Origin of the sequence: Natrinema zhouii, assembly GCF_013456555.2 — an archaeon.
Classification (GTDB): domain Archaea; phylum Halobacteriota; class Halobacteria; order Halobacteriales; family Natrialbaceae; genus Natrinema; species Natrinema zhouii.
This window is the reverse complement of record NZ_CP084883.1, coordinates 33,827-50,793: the sequence shown is the minus strand read 5'-3', so window position 1 is coordinate 50,793 and position 16,967 is coordinate 33,827. Positions and strand designations below refer to the sequence as shown.

The 16,967-nt window shown below is 61.3% G+C and carries 14 protein-coding genes and 2 pseudogenes; 8 read left to right on the top strand and 8 right to left on the bottom strand.

Annotated elements, in window-relative coordinates:
* The first annotated feature begins 30 nt into the window (after positions 1–30).
* The 3 genes from HYG81_RS40470 (at position 31) to HYG81_RS40460 (ending at position 3,507) form a co-directional block, all read left to right on the top strand.
* Positions 31–1,308: a Glu/Leu/Phe/Val family dehydrogenase gene (locus tag HYG81_RS40470; RefSeq protein WP_226778219.1), complete on the top strand. Its 1,278-nt coding sequence runs from the start codon at positions 31–33 to the stop codon at positions 1,306–1,308.
* Positions 1,305–2,603, top strand: a complete 1,299-nt coding sequence (locus HYG81_RS40465) for a hypothetical protein (protein WP_226778218.1) — start codon at positions 1,305–1,307, stop codon at positions 2,601–2,603. The genes HYG81_RS40470 and HYG81_RS40465 overlap by 4 nt, the downstream gene beginning before the upstream one ends.
* An 85-nt stretch (positions 2,604–2,688) precedes the next feature.
* Positions 2,689–3,507, top strand: coding sequence for a DUF2182 domain-containing protein (locus tag HYG81_RS40460; RefSeq protein ID WP_226778217.1), 819 nt, complete (start codon positions 2,689–2,691; stop codon positions 3,505–3,507).
* A 199-nt stretch (positions 3,508–3,706) separates the two neighbouring features.
* On the opposite strand, the gene HYG81_RS40455 is transcribed toward HYG81_RS40460, so the two are convergent.
* Complete coding sequence (locus HYG81_RS40455) at positions 3,707–3,925, bottom strand: hypothetical protein (protein WP_226778216.1); 219 nt, start codon at positions 3,923–3,925, stop codon at positions 3,707–3,709.
* Between the two features lie 137 nt (positions 3,926–4,062).
* Positions 4,063–4,974, bottom strand: a complete 912-nt coding sequence (locus tag HYG81_RS40450) for a helix-turn-helix transcriptional regulator (RefSeq protein WP_226778215.1) — start codon at positions 4,972–4,974, stop codon at positions 4,063–4,065.
* Between the two features lie 148 nt (positions 4,975–5,122).
* Here HYG81_RS40450 and HYG81_RS40445 point away from each other — a divergent pair, with 148 nt between their 5' ends.
* From HYG81_RS40445 to HYG81_RS40435, 3 genes are all read left to right on the top strand, one after another.
* Entirely contained in the window at positions 5,123–6,562 is a 1,440-nt protein-coding gene (locus tag HYG81_RS40445; RefSeq protein WP_226778214.1) for an FAD-binding oxidoreductase, read from the top strand.
* 85 nt (positions 6,563–6,647) lie between these two features.
* Positions 6,648–6,797: a DUF7512 family protein gene (locus tag HYG81_RS45890; protein ID WP_425607570.1), complete on the top strand. Its 150-nt coding sequence runs from the start codon at positions 6,648–6,650 to the stop codon at positions 6,795–6,797.
* 29 nt (positions 6,798–6,826) lie between these two features.
* On the top strand, positions 6,827–7,780 hold the full coding sequence (locus HYG81_RS40435) for a sulfite exporter TauE/SafE family protein (protein WP_226778385.1): 954 nt from the start codon (positions 6,827–6,829) through the stop codon (positions 7,778–7,780).
* Between the two features lie 282 nt (positions 7,781–8,062).
* Here HYG81_RS40435 and HYG81_RS40430 read toward each other — a convergent pair whose 3' ends face one another.
* The 3 genes and pseudogenes from HYG81_RS40430 to HYG81_RS40420 all read right to left on the bottom strand — a co-directional run bounded on the left by HYG81_RS40430 (position 8,063) and on the right by HYG81_RS40420 (position 12,365).
* On the bottom strand, positions 8,063–9,025 hold the full coding sequence (locus tag HYG81_RS40430; RefSeq protein ID WP_226778213.1) for a transcription initiation factor IIB: 963 nt from the start codon (positions 9,023–9,025) through the stop codon (positions 8,063–8,065).
* A 1,237-nt stretch (positions 9,026–10,262) separates the two neighbouring features.
* Positions 10,263–10,484 (bottom strand): annotated as a pseudogene (locus HYG81_RS40425) (hypothetical protein); the annotation flags it as partial.
* A 138-nt stretch (positions 10,485–10,622) separates the two neighbouring features.
* Positions 10,623–12,365, bottom strand: coding sequence for a BCCT family transporter (locus HYG81_RS40420; protein ID WP_226778212.1), 1,743 nt, complete (start codon positions 12,363–12,365; stop codon positions 10,623–10,625).
* Between the two features lie 408 nt (positions 12,366–12,773).
* Here HYG81_RS40420 and HYG81_RS40415 point away from each other — a divergent pair, with 408 nt between their 5' ends.
* Positions 12,774–13,625 carry an NAD+ synthase gene (locus HYG81_RS40415; RefSeq protein WP_226778211.1) on the top strand — a complete coding sequence of 284 codons (852 nt, stop codon included), beginning with the start codon at positions 12,774–12,776 and terminating at the stop codon, positions 13,623–13,625.
* 181 nt (positions 13,626–13,806) lie between these two features.
* Here HYG81_RS40415 and HYG81_RS40410 read toward each other — a convergent pair whose 3' ends face one another.
* From HYG81_RS40410 to HYG81_RS45885, 3 genes and pseudogenes are all read right to left on the bottom strand, one after another.
* Complete coding sequence (locus tag HYG81_RS40410) at positions 13,807–14,238, bottom strand: hypothetical protein (RefSeq protein WP_226778210.1); 432 nt, start codon at positions 14,236–14,238, stop codon at positions 13,807–13,809.
* A 58-nt stretch (positions 14,239–14,296) separates the two neighbouring features.
* Positions 14,297–14,584 (bottom strand): annotated as a pseudogene (locus HYG81_RS40405) (hypothetical protein); the annotation flags it as partial.
* 17 nt (positions 14,585–14,601) lie between these two features.
* Positions 14,602–15,600 carry a M14 family metallopeptidase gene (locus HYG81_RS45885; RefSeq protein WP_425607566.1) on the bottom strand — a complete coding sequence of 333 codons (999 nt, stop codon included), beginning with the start codon at positions 15,598–15,600 and terminating at the stop codon, positions 14,602–14,604.
* A 500-nt stretch (positions 15,601–16,100) separates the two neighbouring features.
* Here HYG81_RS45885 and HYG81_RS40395 point away from each other — a divergent pair, with 500 nt between their 5' ends.
* Positions 16,101–16,967 carry a glycerophosphodiester phosphodiesterase gene (locus HYG81_RS40395; protein WP_226778209.1) on the top strand — a complete coding sequence of 289 codons (867 nt, stop codon included), beginning with the start codon at positions 16,101–16,103 and terminating at the stop codon, positions 16,965–16,967.

Genomic DNA, 16,967 nt, shown 5'->3' with positions numbered 1-16,967 from the left:
GCCGACCTCTCACACGGTGACTTCCCTCCAATGACGACATTTCACGACACGAGCGACGACCCCAGTCGAATAGCTCCCGATCTCGACGCCCCGTGGACGTACGCGACGACCGCTGCACGCCGTCTCGGGCTACCCGAGGCGATTGAGCAGCGACTCCTGTATCCGCGCCAACGCCAGCGGATCACAGTGCCGTTCGAACGCGACGACGGCTCGCGCGGCATCTGCGACGGGTACCGCGTTCGCCACGACGGCGTTCGCGGCCCCTACGTCGGCCCGCACCGGTACGATCCTGCGCTAACCGGCAACGATTGCGCCGGGCTCGCGGCCGCGACGACCGTCAGCGCCGCGATCGCCGGCATCCCCTTCGGCGGTGCCGCGGGCGGCGTCGCAGTCGACCCGGCGACGCTCTCGCGGGACGAACGGGTCCGTCTCACCCGATCTTATGCGGTCCGCGTTACCGGCGTCGGCCCCGACAGCGACGTTCTCGTGCCTGACGTCGGCACCGACGAACGAACGATGGCGCAGTTCGCCGACGCCGTCGCCGACCGCGTCGACGATCCCTGCTCCGCAGCGGTCGCCGGCAAACCGCCGGCCCTGGGCGGCTTTCGAGATCTCACTCGCGCGGGCGGGCACAGCGTTGCCCACGTGACTCGGGACGTCCTCGAGACGGACCGCGACCGGCCGCTGTCCGACGCGACGATCGCCGTCTACGGCACCGGCACCCGCGGCGCGACGGCCGCCCGCCTGCTCGAGTTCCAGGGCGGCACTATCGTCGCGATGTGTAGCGATCGGGCCGGCCTCACCGCCTCCGACGACTGCGGGCTCGACACGGAGTTAGCCCCCAGCTACCTCGAGCGACCGGGGATCGCCGACGAGTACGACGACGGAACGATGACCGGCACGCGGAACGTCCTCGAGCGGGACGCCGACGTACTCGTCCTCGCTCGGCCCGAAACGGCGGTGACCGCCGAGAACGCGGCCGCAATCCGGGCCGATCTCGTCGTCGAAGGCGCGACCGGCGCCATTACGCCCGGCGGTCAGCGCGCGCTCGAGGAGCGCGGTATCGCCGTCGTTCCCGACGTGCTGGCGACGGTCGGAACGATGGTCGCGGCTCGCCTCGAATGGGTCAAAAGCGCGGGTCGCGACCGGCTGAGCGACGCTCGCGTGACCAACGAGTTCGGCTACGGAGTCACCGACGCGGTCGACGACGTCCGCGATCGCCGCGAGCGCTGCGACCTGAGCTGGCGCGAGGCAGCCTACAGCGTCGGCTGCTCTCGCGTCGCGGCGGCCCACGAGGTGGTGCGATGATCGATCGACTCGACGAGTCGCTAGATGACGCGCTCGCGTGGCTCCAACGCGTCGGGCCGACGGGAACGGACGAGAGCACCGACGAGCGCGACGCCGGCGACGGTGGATCCGCTTCGGATAGCGGTACCAGCATCCCCGTCGAAGCGCAATCCGACGGTGGCCGTTCCGATACCGACTCGGGGCCCGGGAAGCGAAACGGGACCCCGGCTGACGACGAGTCGGGGAGCTGGAAACCGGTCGACTCGCCGACCTCGCGGACCATCCACGGCGTCGTCCACGGACAGGACGGCCCCTACGCCTGCGGTGAGGGTGGTCTTCTGCTCCACCGTTCCGGTGAGGGCTGGCGCGTCCTCCTCGAGCGCGGCCCGGGCGTCGCGGAAAATACCCTCCGGTCGATCGCCGCGACCGACGACGGCTGTCGGCTCTGGTTCGCCGGCGATAGCGGCGCGCTCGGCTACTACGACGTGGCAGACGGCCACCTCAGTGACTACTCCGCGCCGATGGAGAAGACGAGCACCTGGGAGGCGATCGCCGTCACCGGGAAGACCGGCGAGGAGCGCATTCGAGTCGCGAACGGCTCCGGCGAAGTCCTCGACTGCACCGTCGCGGACGGCTGCCCGACCTGGGGCGAGGTGGTCGAGCCCGGTGGCGGTTCGACGATCCCCGGCCTGACGGCAGGCCCTGACGGGTTCTACGCCGTCGACACCAGCGGCGGCGCCTACCACGAGCCCCGAGCGGAGGACTCGAGCGGAAACGCGAACAGGCACGAAAACAGGAATAGGGACGGAAATACGAACAGGAACGACTCGGCCGAGAGCGACCCCAGAGACGGCGAACCGGCGGATACGGAACCGACGGACTCCGAGCCGACGGACGAATGGACGAAGATCGGCGTTCGGAACGCGCAGGTCGACTTCCAGGACATCTGGGCGGGCGAGGAGTCCGTGTTCATCGCCGGTGCCGACGGGATCGCCTACCGCTACGACCCCCGCTGCGAGAACTGGACGCCGATCCACGTCGGTCAGGGCGCGCTGCAGGCGATCAGGTCCGTGGGACCGGACGCCGTCGCGGTCGCGAACGGCGGCCGGATCTACGAACGCGAGGAGAGCATTCGCTGGACCGAGTGCGAGGTCCCCACTGAACAGTCACTGCTCGGCCTCGCGCTCGCCCGCTCGAGCGCCGACGTCGAGAACGGGTTGGCGACCGTCTCCGTCGACATCGCCGTCGGTGCCGGCGGCGTCATCCTCGAGCGCGATCGACGGGATCGCTCGAGCGACCGTGACAGGAGTTCGTAACCAGCTATCGCGATGGCCACGGAGGCGATAGTCGCCGTGGCCGTTTCCGAACCGATCGCCCGCCGACAACCCCGCCGCGCAATCAATGGTTCCCGATATTACACTTCCGTGCAGTGATCGTATCGATTTCGACACGCTCCCGGTCGCGGACACGCTCGTCCTCTCGCTGTCCGCCCTGCTGTGGCTCGTCCTCTTCGAAGGGTGGCTCCCCGGGCTGGGAACGGCCCCCGCCGGCCTCGGGGCACCGATGCACGCGCCCGGCGTTCCTGAGGCGCTGGCGACAGCGAACGGCCTCACCGGCGTCGTCGCGTACCTGCTCATGTGGGGAACGATGATGCTGGCGATGATGCTCCCGTCGCTCGTTCCGGCCGTCCGCCGCCATCGGGACGATCTGTGCGACGCACCGTCCGTCTTCCTACCCTCGATTGCCGCGTTCCTGGGCGCGTACGGCCTCGTTTGGATGCTGGTCGGCGCAGTCCCGCTAGCGGTCGACTTCCTGCTCTCGATTCGCGGCCTGCTGACCGCGTCGGTGCTGGGTATCGACACCGGCGTCTTCGTGATCGGTAGCTCACTCGCGTTCGCCGGCGGCTACCAGTTCACGTCGCTGAAACGCGACGTCCTCGCGCGGTGTGGCTGCTGTCAGTCGGCCCCCCACCATCCCGAACTCGCCCGCATGGCTCGCGACGGCGTCCGGTACGCCGTCAACTGCGTCGGCTGTACCTGGCCGCTATTCGCGCTCATGGTCGTTCTGGGGTCGATGAACTCCCTCGTGATGGTCGGCCTGACGCTCGTCGTCTCGCTCGAGCGACTGGCCCCCGACGGTGACGACGTCGCCGTCGCGCTGGGTGTCGTGTTGCTCGGTGCCGCCGCGTTCACGTTCCTGTTCGGCGTTCCGACTGTCTGAACCGGTACCGACTTCGGTAGTCTCACGTTTCTCGAGGTGTTCCGCGTGACGACTGGCCGGACGAACTAGCGATCTTCGATGTGAGTGGCGAACTAGCTGAGCAGGCGTGGGTTTCCACGAGTGGCGAGTCGTTCGTGGATCTAGCGAATACTCGCTGAGACGATCTCTTTTCCCGATAGCCTAACGTGTAAACTAGCACTTATTCGTATAGATAGGCAAGCAGGTACGTGGCCACCGCTCCCAAAACGAAGACCAGTGCTCCCTCGAGAGGATACACGACTGGCCCCGTTTCGTAGTAGGATCTGATAATGATGTGCGCGATCCCGATGCCAACGAGAAAGAGCAACACTGCCAGTGTCAGTTGAAGCGTCGTAATGACGTCGTCTTTCAGTGGCGGTTGGGATTGTTCCGCGGCCATGGTAAACACTCACACGACCAACCTATAAGAACTATTGGAAGTTTACACGACCCACGAGCTGATTAAAGGGATTTCAGGGCAGTCGTGGTGGTGTGAGGGAGATGTTCGTCAAGCGTTTCCGTCACATCGAGTGCGTCTCACCGACTCAAATCTGGCGTCGCGTCGAGTGGCCTGGAATCGGCTCTCACTGACGCGTAGACGCGCTCGCCCCACTCCCATGCGATCGGTGCGTCCGTATCGACGAACACCTGCATGAGACCGGTGGTTTCGTCGTAGCCGCCGATCCCGACGCGTTCGTCGAAGAGAGCAAGACCGTACGGCAGTTCATCGCGCGTCCGGAGGGCCAGATGCCCGCGATCGATCGATTCTCGAGCACGTTCGGGGTACGTCTCGAAGAGTTTCTCCACGATGTGCGGGAGGTAGACGATCTCGGTGTCGGTCTCCTCGAACACTTGCTGGTGAAACTCGCCGAGGACTAGCGGAGCCATGTGTGTCGTGTTAAACCCCCGAAACGAATCGGACTCACCGACGAGCGCGATGAAGCGCTCGATCGGCTTGTAGGGATCGTCCGGTTCCGCGACGGTGATCGTCGCGTCCACGAACGGTTCGAGGACGAAGTCACGGTGATCCGCACAGACCGCATCCAGGAGCGGCGTCATTCTGTGTGCGGTCCGCACGTTCGCCTCGAACCGGAGGACCTCCTCGGCGATGACTGTGCCGCGCCAGGTCAACTGAAATCGGCCATCCACCTTCTCGACGAATCCCTGCTCGTCGAGCCACTGCGTGTAGCGGTGACTCGTCGCCCGCGAGACGTCGAGACGCGCTTCGATTTCCCGGCGATCAAGCGGTTCCTCCAACAGTACCTCGAGGACCGGGCCGTGCCGGACGATGTCGCCGAGCAGGTCCGTATCGACGCGGTCGCCCGCGGCGTCTAGCCGCTCGCCGAGATAGCGGCGGTTCCGTTCGTTTTCCAGGAGCGCCTCCAGGATCGGTGAACCCGGTGGCGGACGGCCATCCTCCTCCAGTCGGTCGTCTTGGTCAGACACCATGTCACTCACTCGTTAGGCAAAGGATGTCACGGATAGTAACTCTATCCGTACACGCTCCGGAATTCGTCTCACTACCTGAAACGGTATTCTCGACACCGAACCCTCCTCGATGGGTGAGGCCAACACCCACGCTGTCATCCACTTTTGTATGGCACAACACGTTATCCCCGCCAAACAGATCGAACGGTTTGAAGCGGAATTCCACGGTGATCTGATTCGCGCCGGTTCTGAGGACGGTGACTACGACGACGCGCGCTCGGTGTGGAACGGGATGATCGACAAGCGTCCGACCTTGATTGCCCGATGTCGAGGCGTCGGAGACGTCATCAGCGCGGTGGACTTCGCGCGCGAGAACGATCTCCTAGTTGCGGTACGTGGCGGCGGCCACAACGTCGCCGGAACCGCTGTCTGCGACGACGGACTCGTCATCGATCTCTCCAAGATGAGGGGAGTGTGGATAGACCCGGATGCACGGACGGCGTGGGTCCAGGCCGGTGCCACGTGGGCGGATGTGGACCACGAAACCCAGACCTTCGGGCTGGCAACGCCCGGTGGGGCCGTCTCGGAGACGGGGGTCGCCGGACTGACGCTCGGTGGTGGCATCGGTCATCTCCGCTGCAAGTACGGCTTGTCCTGTGACAACCTCGCGTCCGTAACTCTGGTCACGGCGGACGGCGAGTACCTGACCGCCAGCGAGGACGAGAACCCGGACCTCTTCTGGGGACTCCGCGGCGGCGGCGGCAACTTCGGGGTAGTCACCGGCTTCGAGTTCGACCTCCACCCGGTCGGACCCGAAGTGGCGATTTGCCTCGTGTTCTATTCGGGTGACCGGATGAGCGAGGTGTTGGACGCCTACCGCGACTACGTCGCGGATGCGCCTCTGGAAGTCAGCCTGCTCACCTTGTCCGGTGTGATACCCGACGAGGAACTCTTCCCGGCGGACACGGTGGACGAACAGAAGATCGCAATCGCGGGCTGTTACGCGGGCTCGGTCGCGGACGGCGAACGCGCACTGGCACCCTTGCGAGAGATCGCTGAGCCGATCGCTGATTTCAGCGGGCCGATGCCGTACGTCGAGCTCCAGCGACTCTTCGACGAGGACTACCCCGACGGGATGCGCTACTACTGGAAGTCGCTGTACCTCGACGGCCTATCGGCGTCCGCCATCGATCGAATCGTCTACTGGTCCGACGTGGCACCGTCACCGCTCTCGACAGTGGATGTCTGGCAGTTGGGCGGCGCAATCGCCCGGGTTAGCGTCGAGGACAGTGCGTTCGCGGGGCGACACGCGCCCTTCCTGCTGGGCGTCGAAGCGAACTGGGAACGCCCGGAGGACGACGACGCCAACGTCAGGTGGGTGCGCGACTGTCTCGACGACATGCGCCAGTTCTCGGACGGCTCGGTGTACCTGAACTTCCCGGGGTTCCTCGAAGAGGGCGACGACATGATGCGGACCACGTTTGGACCGACGTACGAGCGGTTGGTCGCGCTCAAGGACGAGTACGACCCGACGAACCTGTTCAGTCTCAATCAGAACATCACGCCGTCCGAAAGCGCTCGAGCCGACGGCAGGGGATGCCATGAGTGATCGGGACGCCGAATTCGCGGCAGTCCAGCGCGTTTCGACAGCCGGGGTCGTACTGTTGGGTAGACTGGTAGTATCGCTGAGCGTCCTGCTGGTCGGTCCCGTGTTCAGTGAGTCCGGGCAGGCTGCTGCCACGGTCGGGTACATCCTGGCGGAGGCGCTCGTGCTGTACGTCGGATACGGGGCGCTGGCGCGGGTCGCTAGTCCGGTCGCCCGTGAAATCCTCGTGAGCACCTGACCGTGGAACTCCTCGGTCTCGGTCTCTCGATGATCGGTCTCTTCGTTGGGTTCGGGCTGCTCATCGGGATTCTCTTCGGGTTTTTCGGGATGGGCGGGTCGTTCCTCGTGACGCCAGCGCTGTTGGTGATCGGCTATCCGGCGTCGGTGGCCGTCGGGAGCGGACTCGCGTTCGTCTTCGGCACCGGTGTCATCGGTGCGCTCAGACACCGCGATCACGGCCAGGTCAGCTACCCACTGGCGGCGGTGATGATTCTCGGAATGACGTTCGGTCTCGAGGTCGGCACCCGGGTCGTGTTCTTGCTTGCGGATCTCGACAGCGCTGACGTCGTCATCAGCGTGGCGTACGTCGGACTTCTCGGCGCCGTCGGCCTCTCTGTCCTCCGAGACGCCCGTACTGACGGTACGGCCGTGGGAACGGGCCGAGTCGCTACCACGGTTCGGGCCATCACGCTCCCGCCGATGGTGTCGTTACCCGGCGGTGCGACCGTCTCGGTGTGGGTTATCCTTGGTGCCGGATCGGCCATCGGCGTTCTCTCCGGATGTCTCGGCGTCGGTGGGGGATTCCTTTTGCTCCCCGTCATGGTCTCCGGGTTCGGCGTTCCCGCTGCGATCGCTGCTGGGACTAGCCTCCTCCAGATTTCGGTTTCAGGTGCGTTCGGGACGTTCGTCTACGCCCAGTCGAACGCCGTCAATATTCCCGTTGTCGCCGCGTTACTCGGCGGGAGCGCGCTCGGTGCTCGCATCGGTTCGAGTGCGACGCGGCTGGTCACCGAGGCTGACATCGAGGAATATTTCGCAGTGATGCTGCTCTCGGGGAGCGTCGCCACCGGAAGTAAGCAGGTGAGTGTTATGTACGGCATCGAGATGCTGGAAACCGTGAGTACAATCCTTATCTTTGGAACCGTGGTCTTGGTCAGTGGTGCGATCGTCCGCACATCGATCGCTGCGCTCAGGGAACTCGAGAGTGCGGGTCGCCCCTGACCCATTAACTACCGGTGTAGTTCGACGGAAGTGGCCGAAGTCTGAACAGTACACGTGACCTCGAGGCGGTTCACGGAATGAACCTGTCCAGATTGCGTTCGTATGCTATCGACAACGGAGCGGCAGTTCTCGTACCACAATCGGTCGCACGAGAACTCGCCAACGAAATCTCGAGAGGGGATCTAGGTGGCTCATGTGGCAGACATGAGCGCCTTGCTCACGCGGAATCGCCCTACCGTCGCCAGCCGCTTGGTGGCGGGCAATGACTATCTCAGAAAACAGTTAGTGGAGCCCCATCGCCTCGATCTGTTCTTGATATCGGTTCCGAATGGTGACTTCGGTGACTTGCGCGACGGCTGCAACTTCCTTCTGTGTTCGCTTGTCGTTACACAGGAGCGAGGCAGCATAGATTGCTGCGGCGGCAAACCCCGTTGGGGATTTCCCGGACAGCAGTCCCTTCTCTGCGGTGACGTCGATAATCTCGTTGGCTTTGGCTTGGACCTCCTCGCTCGAGTTGAGTTCGGAACAAAACCGTGGAACGTACTCCTTTGGATCGACTGGCTCCATCGCAAGCGACAGCTCTTGGGAGATATATCGATACGTGCGCCCGATCTCTTTCCGTTCGACCCGCGAGACGTCGGCGATCTCCTCTAAGCTGCGCGGGATTCCCTCTCGACGGCACGCCGCATAGAGACAGCTCGTCGAGACGCCTTCGATCGAGCGCCCGCGGATGAGGTCTTCGTCCAACGCTCGCCGATAGATCACGCTGGCGACCTCGCGGACCGAGCGCGGCACACCGAGTGCGGAGGCCATCCGATCGATCTCGCTGAGCGCGAACTGGAGGTTTCGCTCGCCGGCATCCTTCGTACGGATACGTTCTTGCCACTTGCGCAGCCGGTTCATCTGGTTGCGCTTTTTCGAGGACAGCGAGCGACCGTAGGCGTCCTTGTCTTTCCAGTCAATCTGTGTCGTGAGCCCCTTGTCGTGCATCGTCTGCGTGGTGGGTGCCCCGACACGGGATTTGTTATTCCGTTCGGAGTGGTTGAACGCGCGCCATTCTGGTCCCCGATCGATGTTCGTCGCTTCGATAATCAAGCCACAGTCCTCACAGACGAGTTCTCCCTGATCCTCGCTTGTGACGAGAGCGCTCGAGCCACATTCATCGCAGGTTTGTTCACTGGTAGTCTCCTCGACTTCTTGATCCGTGTCCGAGTCACGCTCACGCTGGCGAGTCGGGCGATCCATGATATGTGATCCATAGCTAGAGTTGCTTAAGACCTTGTTCCTCCACCAAGAGAGCGAACAGTTCGTCACTGACGCCGCTAGAGTAGCACAGACGAGTAGGGCTGTCGTCGACGCGGTTCGTAAATGTGGGTATCGTCAACGACGTGGCTCAGCGCTGTGCGCCGGTTACTCCACGTCGCGGCGAGGAGTCCACCTCCCGGTCGGCGAGCATCCTCTCCGATACCATTGGGGTAGATTGTACTACTTCCAGCGCCAGACCTGCACCAGAAACAATTATGATGCTTCCGATAGGAGAGAATTGCTCGGGAGCGATATTGAATGTTCGAGAAGGATACAGGTGGAAATGACCGTGCCTGGAAGACCTATTGTGACCGTGGTATAATCCGTCCTGGATATGCGAAGGAAATCGCCGAACGGCGACGACTCTGCCGAGAATGGGCTGTTGCCGGTGAGACACTCCGCTAGGGATCGCTACCTCGACAAATCGGAGCAACCGTGACTTCGGGAGAGTCCGCATTCGGGTATACTCCTGTCCAACCGTGCAACTCCTCACGGATTTCAACAGCGCCGTTTCAGGCCCATACGCTGTTTCGCGTCCGTTCTTCCCTCGAGATCCTACGTACACGTCACAGAAACGGCGAACCGTTGTTCATAATCGGCTCAATCGGCCGCAATCCCCCGTGAGTGCTCTCTCGAGTCCGAACTAGGACAGGGCCGATCGAACGGTTCTTCACATCCGGGATCGCCAACTCGGCCTCCCTCGCTCGAGTCACCGGTGCGAATTGAAAGTCAACTCACTATTCCCAGCCATCTCCCAATCGCCTGAAAATGGTGGAGATAACGGCTGCTTCGCGATCTTCTGTTCGAACCTGCTAGATAGTGATTGCCCCCTCCGATCGCTCAGTTGGAAATGGATTCTCGACTTCTCGAGCGTCTGCGAGCCCCTCCTCATCGACAATCAACAGACGGGATCCGATTATGACTCACCAGGCATCCTGTTTCAGGCGCTACCGCTAGCATGCGCAACTCGCCATTTGTCTCCCTTCACTTCTCGAGGCCAGTTCAGAACATCTGCTCCGAGTTTAATGCCGTCTCCTCGAGTCGAAGACCGTCTTCTCGAGTGGCAGGGCATCTACTCGAGTGAGAGGGCGCTTGCTCGAGTTGAACGGTATTTTGAGCGTCTCTTTCTTTGTTCCTAGAATTCCGTTCTATTGCCACACAGCATCACCTTGCGGGGGATAGTGGTGATTATGATCATCGCTTTTGCGGGGACGTCGTCCGGTAGGTCGTCTGATCGTTCCTCCACCTCATCCTAGTCTGCCTCCTCCTCGAGACGAGTTTCGCGTTCCTTGTGTTCGGCTAGCTCCTCGGCGTACGTAACAACGTCCCGGATCTCCGGAGTAAACTCGTTGAGCGTGTTGACTATCTCTGCTGGAAGGTTTGTCGATCCTGTCGGCAGGTGTTCTGCCTCTCCTTCGAGCACTCGGAGGACAGCATATCGAAGCTACTCGTGGGTTTGCTTGTCCGTCGGTCGAGCAACCTGGTCGTGTTAGTCTGCGACGTGTTCGGCTTCCTCGAGGATCGTCGGCAATCTCGGTCAGTCGTCTACACTCTCAGAAGTCTCCCGAATGTCAGTCACGACTTCGGACCGGGATCTGTCGATGGCAACGTCCTCGTCCGTGATGTCCTGAACGCGGTCGGCGAACTCCTCGGATTGGAGAAGTTCGTACTCCGTCTGTAGCCCGAGATACATCGTATAACACATCACGACGAGGACGAGTGAGAACGGGAAACCGGTCGCGATTGCTGCGGTCTGGAGGGCGTTGAGACCCCCGCCGTACAGCAACAGGGCGGCGACGACGCCTTCGGTGATCGCCCAGAAGATACGCTGGGTCTTCGGCACGTCATGTTTCCCCCCGGAAGTCAAGTGGTCGATGACCAGCGAGCCGGAGTCCGAGGACGTGACGAAGAACATGGCCACGACCAAGATGGCTAGCAGCCCGAAGACGGCGCCGAACGGAAACTGGTCTAGCAGGGCGAACATTGCGACTGTCTGGCCAGCTTGTTCGTGGGCTGTGAGGACCGCGCCGTTACCCTGTAGCGAGTTGAACAGTGCACTTCCCCCGAAGGCGGCGAGCCAGACCGTCGAGAACAGCGACGGAATAACGAGGACGCCGACGACGAACTCCTTGATGGTCCGTCCTCTCGAGATGCGCGCGATGAACGTCCCGACGAACGGCGACCAGGCGATCCACCACGCCCAGTAGAACACCGTCCAGTCGTTGACCGTCGACGATCCGTCACTAAGGGTGCCGGTGAAAAACGCCAGCGACGGAAGGTTGGTGAAGTACGACCCGAGCCCCTGCACCCAGGCGCCGAAGATGAAGACGGTCGGCCCGACGAGGACCACGAATCCGAACAGGGCGAACATCAGGTAGACGTTCAGCGTGCTCAGGCGCTTGACGCCGCCTTCCAGGCCGGCGGCGACGGAGGCCGTCGCGATGGTGGTGATGATGGCGATAAGCAGTATCTGTGGGACCGTTCCCGTCGGGACGCTTACGACGCCCAGGACGTCACCAAGGATGTACGAGAGCCCGGTGTTGATCTGTTTGACGCCGAGGCCAAGTGACGTCGCGAGACCGAACAGCGTCGCGAACACGGTTACGAGGTCGATGAGATGTCCTGGCCAGCCGTAGATACGGTCGCCGAGCAGCGGCCAGAATATCGATCGGAAGGTCAGGGGGAGGCCGCGGTTGAACGAGAAGAACGCCAAGCCGAGCCCGACCAGTCCGTAGATTCCCCACGGGTGAATTCCCCAATGGAAGAACGTCTGCGTCAAGGCTGCGACGCTCGCCATCCCCGTCCCCGCTTCGGCGTCGAAGAACCCGGGAACGTCGGAGTAGTAGACCATCGGCTCCGAGACGCTGTAGAACATCAGCCCGATACCCATGCCTGCGCTGAACAGCATCGCCATCCACGAGAAGTCGCTGAACTCCTTCTCGGCCTCGACGCCACCGATTCGGATCTTTCCGTATTTGCTGAACGCGAAAAACAGGAGGACAGCGATGAAGAGGTTCACCGAGAGGAGGTAGAACCAACTGAAGTTCCCTTCGAAGAAGCTCCGAATGCCTGAGTATACCGTGGCCGCCTGTTCGCCGAGGAGGACGGTCGCCGCGACGAACACGGCGACCAGCAGGAGTGCGACCGGGAAGACGACTGGGTGCACGTCGAATCCCCACTTCTGGACGTTCGTGTCGCCGGGGTCGCGTTCGGACTCCGGGTGGAACAGATCCATCTGGAGACCCTCCGTCAGCCCGCCGGAGTCGTCACTATCGTTCATCTGTCACCCGCTCCTGTTCCGGTTTGGCTGTCATTTAGTCGGCCTCGAATCGGGCCGCTCCGCTTGTGGGACGACGGTCAGTTCGACGGCTGGGGATGTCGCACTGGGGATGGTATTCGGTCGATCGAGTGCGTGATGCGCCTGCGGTGTCGCTGCTGTGTTTGTGTCCTTGCGCAGCATCGGCTGTTCAGTTCGTTGCATTCAGCACTGGCTTGTTGTTGTCCACCCGAATTCGGACGGGAAAAGCAATGCAGTCGGGTTCTCAGATGCGAGTTCTTCTTACCTCACGTCCACCTGCGTAACACACTTGAATGTTCGCGTGGCAGCTGTCAGAACTGGTGAGTTCGCCGACTGAACGGACCCCCTTCGAATCGCTTTTCCGCGTCAAGATGAGACGTTCCGGGCATCATGGCGAACCTCTACGAGCAGACCCAGCGCGAGATTGACCCACTCGACCTTCGCTTCTCCGAGAAGGAACTCGCAGCACGCGTCACCCACCTCACTGACTTCATCGCCACACAAGTCGACGCAGCTGGCGTCGACGGCGCACTTATCGCACTCTCAGGCGGTATCGACAGTACGGCGACCGCTCACCTTGCGGTCGAGGCCCTCGGTGCAGACGCGGTCCACGGCATCCTTCTACCGAAAGAGGTCAACGAGGACGCGAACATGAGCGATGCCGAACAGGTCGCTCGTGAGCTCGGCATCACGTACGACGTTCTCGAGATCGACGGCATCGTCGACAAGATTCTCGACACATACGACGCGGAGTCGGACGACAACTCTGAAGGCCGCTGGGAGGGGCGACACGTCGGGAATACGAGCGCCCGCGTCCGAATGACACTGAACTACCTCGTCGCAAACTACGAGAATAAACTAGTTCTCGGAACGGGGAACCGTGCCGAACTCGGCACCGGCTACGTGACGAAATTCGGTGACGGCGGCGTTGACTGTAACCCGCTCGGGAACCTCTATAAACAGCAGGTTCGGCAAGTCGCCGCCCACCTCGGGGTCGACGAATCCCTCGTTCAGAAGACGCCGACCGGCGGTATGGTCGACTACGATACCGACGAGGAGGAGTTCGGTGTTGACTACGACACCCTCGACGCCATCCTCGCACTCCACGTCGACGGCGGTGTCCCCGCCTCGGCCACTGCCCGCTTCACGGGCACCTCCGTTGACGACGTCGAGCACATCGTCGAGATGCACGAGCAGAGCGAACACAAGCGTACGCCACCATCGGCCCCAGAACCACTGTGACTTCCTCCCCACCCTACTCGCTCGCTCCTTGAAGATAGCGTGAGACGAAAAATTTGCGGCCGGACGAAGATCTGGAGCATCCGGATCAGCGTCTCCGGATCCATGAACGACTCGACGACGGTTGCCAGCGACCTCTAGCCGTGATCATCGTGGACGACTCCTCCCGACCGGTTTCTGTGAACTAACTCACAGCGACCGCGAGATGAAACAAGCCGATCAGTGTGAATCCGGCTGCGACCAGCCAGTCACCCAGCCGCGACCCCATATGACGTTGGGTCGCCGCGCGGAGAAACCACCAGCCGGCGACCCACGCCAGCAGGTACGGCGCGAACCATGCCGAGAGCCATCGCGACGCGAATAAATCGACCATCCCAATCGAGACCAGCGTGTAGCTGACGGCGTGATTCATAATCTGAGCGATCCCGCGGATATCCGACCGCTTCGTCTGGTATGTGACGGCAAGCAGATTGAGTGGACGCAGGAGGTCTCCGTCGATCGGTATGGCGCCGTCGAAGTCCAGCAGCCACGGCATCGCGAAGTGGACGAGCCCTAGGACGACGGTGAACGCGCCACAGACGAGAAAGCCTGCCGTGAGAACGAACTCGAGGACCATCGGTAGACCGGATGTTTGTCGGGTGAGATATTGGTAGTGCTGGTTTAGCAGCGGCGGTGAGGGTGCCGTTGGCGATGCGGACGTACTGATCGAGGGATGCACCCTCTCTCCCCTGGAAGAAGTGGGTGAGCGCGTACGTCGTACCGGAATGCAGCGTCCACATATCGACCTCGAAGGGTGACGCCGCATTTGCTTCTGCGTCGCCTGCAGCGCGCTCGGCCAGGTAGTCTGGGAAGCCCAGCAGCGTGTAGAAATCGGTGACGGTGAACGGGAGTTTCGAGAAGTCGAGGTCGATCTCCTGCGCGTCACGGATGAACTCGAAACGGTCATTGGTGACGAGTTCGACCTATGCTCGGATACGACCTATATAATATTTCTAACTAATCTCGCCCACGTAGTACCTTCGTACTCGTTAAGTAATCGCTCGAGTTGCCTCCGCTCATTCGACTCCTGTTCAGGAGAGTTCTCACTAGATGACTGTTCGTCTGAAGCGCCGTTAGAGGGATCAGTCGAAGGATTGTCTGAAGTATTCTCAGAGGTACCGGTCGAAGTTCTATTAATCGAGTACTGACCAAGCAGATGTTCAACGATCTGTAGCGTCCAGTTGATTCGTGTGTCTAATGAAGTGTCATACCGGGTCACTTCAACGATGAATCCCGGTTTCTGTAGGTCGTGGTCGATTTTGTGGATCAACAATGGGCGGTCACCAGTAATTAGATTCCCCCGTTTGAAGCGGTGGTAATCTGGCTGGGAGTCGCCGAGGTGATTGTTATTCATGTATTCCACAGTCCTCGTCGCCTTTTGGCGTGCACCACTTGCTGTAGTCGGATAGATTGCTTGCCCAACGCCAGAAGGTCCAACGTCCTCTTGGTAGATTCCCTTCGAGCTGTGCAAATTGAACACTAGATCGGCGTCATGGCTGGTAACTACATCCCAAATAGCGCGCGCGAGTGGTGTGGTTGGCGTTTCACCGGGTGGGAACTTTCGGTTGAGATTCCCATTGTCATTCGAGAGGGTTCCCGATTCAATTGCGGTGGGATTTGATTCGGGGATAAGAACGAGTTTGCCTTCGTCTATCGACCACTCCCGCATCTCCTGTGCCGCCCGATATCCTGCTTCTTCATCACCGTGCATTCCACCGACAACGACGGCTGTTGAACCTTCCACTCCAGAGTCGATGACGACGACCTCCGTTTCATCAGCAGTTCCTTCCCGAATCTTGTACCGTTCCTCTGTGCTCGCCTGTGCGACTTCAACAGCTGTAGATCCGACAGCAGTGGTGGCGAGAGCAGCAGTTCCAATTTGGAGAAACCGCCGCCGGTTTGTATTTGTCCTCATCTTCTTCGGGCCGGATTCCTTCATAATACATCTTCTGAGGAACATAAACTGTTACTTCGTTATAGGTTACCTGTAAAGAAGAGCCAGAAAAGACTGAAATCTTACAATGCAGAAGACAGATTCATAATCACGTAGACGGTGGCTAGATACGAGCGTGGCATAGAAAGCGTCACGTATGAGGTTGCAGGACGTGGGAATTGCATCCAGCAAACCCCAAGCCCTACAAGACGGTGCTCGAGTAGACAATCTCTCGAAATTACTCATTCGTCAGTAATTCCAATTTTCACCAGTGTGAATGAACTACTTACTAGCCGTTGGTCAACTTTAACTGTATGAGCATAGAGCCCGATCGTGGTCACGAACTCCTCGGTGTGATCGACATGGGTTTCGATGTAAGGAGGAGTACCGAGACGGAGAGATGCCTCGGTACCCCAATGGAGGAACGGGTGGCGATCAAATCACTTCCGATCGGGACGTCCGTCTCATATAAAGGAAGATGAGGGCACACTACCCCAACTCACTCGATGTCACGGGATATCGCCACCATCACAGACGCCGTCTCGCGTCGGAACGTCATCAGGGCGGCCGGCACCGCACTGGGTATCGCTGCGCTAACAGGTACTGCAACGGCGAAACAACAGGGAGGCCGGGGGAACGGTTCCCCGGAGAGACCGTACAGCACTGCCCACCGAGGCTACCGCGACGTGTTCCCGCAGAACACCGTCGCCGCCGTTGCCGGGTCGGCCAAACTGGGTGCCGACCGGATTGAGATCGATCTCGAGGCCACGAGCGACGGCGAGATCGTCGTCTTCCACGACGCCAGGCTGGATCATCTCACGGACAAGACCGGACTCGTCGCCGAAACGTCTTCCGAAGAGGTCCTCGAGGCGGAGATCCTCGACTCCGGAGAGACGATCCCCACGCTCGCCGAAACGCTCGCGGCAACCAGACCACCAGTCACGATGAACCTCGAATTCAAGGATCGTGGTCCACTCTCCTGGGAGGAGTTCGCCAAACGGACGCTGGAGATTGCCTACCGATACCCCGGTGATTTCTACACGTCCTCGTTCGACCACGGCGCCATCCGCGCCGTTCGGAAGATCGATCCGAGCGTCGACGTCGCGCCGATCTTCGGCGACAACAAGGACGACAACCTGGCTGTGGCTCGCGAACTGGACGCGGAAGCGCTCAATTGCTCGACCGACGTCCTCGACCGGGACCTGGTCGAGACGGCCCACGACGAGGGGCGTGCCGTCAACGTCTGGACGATCGACAGCTGGCGGGAGGCGAAAACACCCGTCGAACTCGGCGTGGACGGGCTGATCGCGGACTACCCGCACATGGCCACGTTCGCGACCGACGGGGTCGCTCGGGGGAACCACGGCCGGTAG

What these genes read in the sequence shown, in the direction of transcription:
- HYG81_RS40420 (WP_226778212.1), bottom strand. Translation starts at nt 12,365, where the DNA reads ATGAACGATAGTGACGACTCCGGCGGGCTGACGGAGGGTCTCCAGATG.
- HYG81_RS45885 (WP_425607566.1), bottom strand. Translation starts at nt 15,600, where the DNA reads ATGAAGGAATCCGGCCCGAAGAAGATGAGGACAAATACAAACCGGCGG.
- HYG81_RS40430 (WP_226778213.1), bottom strand. Translation starts at nt 9,025, where the DNA reads ATGGATCGCCCGACTCGCCAGCGTGAGCGTGACTCGGACACGGATCAA.
- HYG81_RS40470 (WP_226778219.1), top strand. Translation starts at nt 31, where the DNA reads ATGACGACATTTCACGACACGAGCGACGACCCCAGTCGAATAGCTCCC.
- HYG81_RS40450 (WP_226778215.1), bottom strand. Translation starts at nt 4,974, where the DNA reads ATGGTGTCTGACCAAGACGACCGACTGGAGGAGGATGGCCGTCCGCCA.
- HYG81_RS40445 (WP_226778214.1), top strand. Translation starts at nt 5,123, where the DNA reads ATGGCACAACACGTTATCCCCGCCAAACAGATCGAACGGTTTGAAGCG.
- HYG81_RS40415 (WP_226778211.1), top strand. Translation starts at nt 12,774, where the DNA reads ATGGCGAACCTCTACGAGCAGACCCAGCGCGAGATTGACCCACTCGAC.
- HYG81_RS40395 (WP_226778209.1), top strand. Translation starts at nt 16,101, where the DNA reads ATGTCACGGGATATCGCCACCATCACAGACGCCGTCTCGCGTCGGAAC.
- HYG81_RS40455 (WP_226778216.1), bottom strand. Translation starts at nt 3,925, where the DNA reads ATGGCCGCGGAACAATCCCAACCGCCACTGAAAGACGACGTCATTACG.
- HYG81_RS40435 (WP_226778385.1), top strand. Translation starts at nt 6,827, where the DNA reads ATGATCGGTCTCTTCGTTGGGTTCGGGCTGCTCATCGGGATTCTCTTC.
- HYG81_RS40410 (WP_226778210.1), bottom strand. Translation starts at nt 14,238, where the DNA reads ATGGTCCTCGAGTTCGTTCTCACGGCAGGCTTTCTCGTCTGTGGCGCG.
- HYG81_RS40465 (WP_226778218.1), top strand. Translation starts at nt 1,305, where the DNA reads ATGATCGATCGACTCGACGAGTCGCTAGATGACGCGCTCGCGTGGCTC.
- HYG81_RS40460 (WP_226778217.1), top strand. Translation starts at nt 2,689, where the DNA reads ATGGTTCCCGATATTACACTTCCGTGCAGTGATCGTATCGATTTCGAC.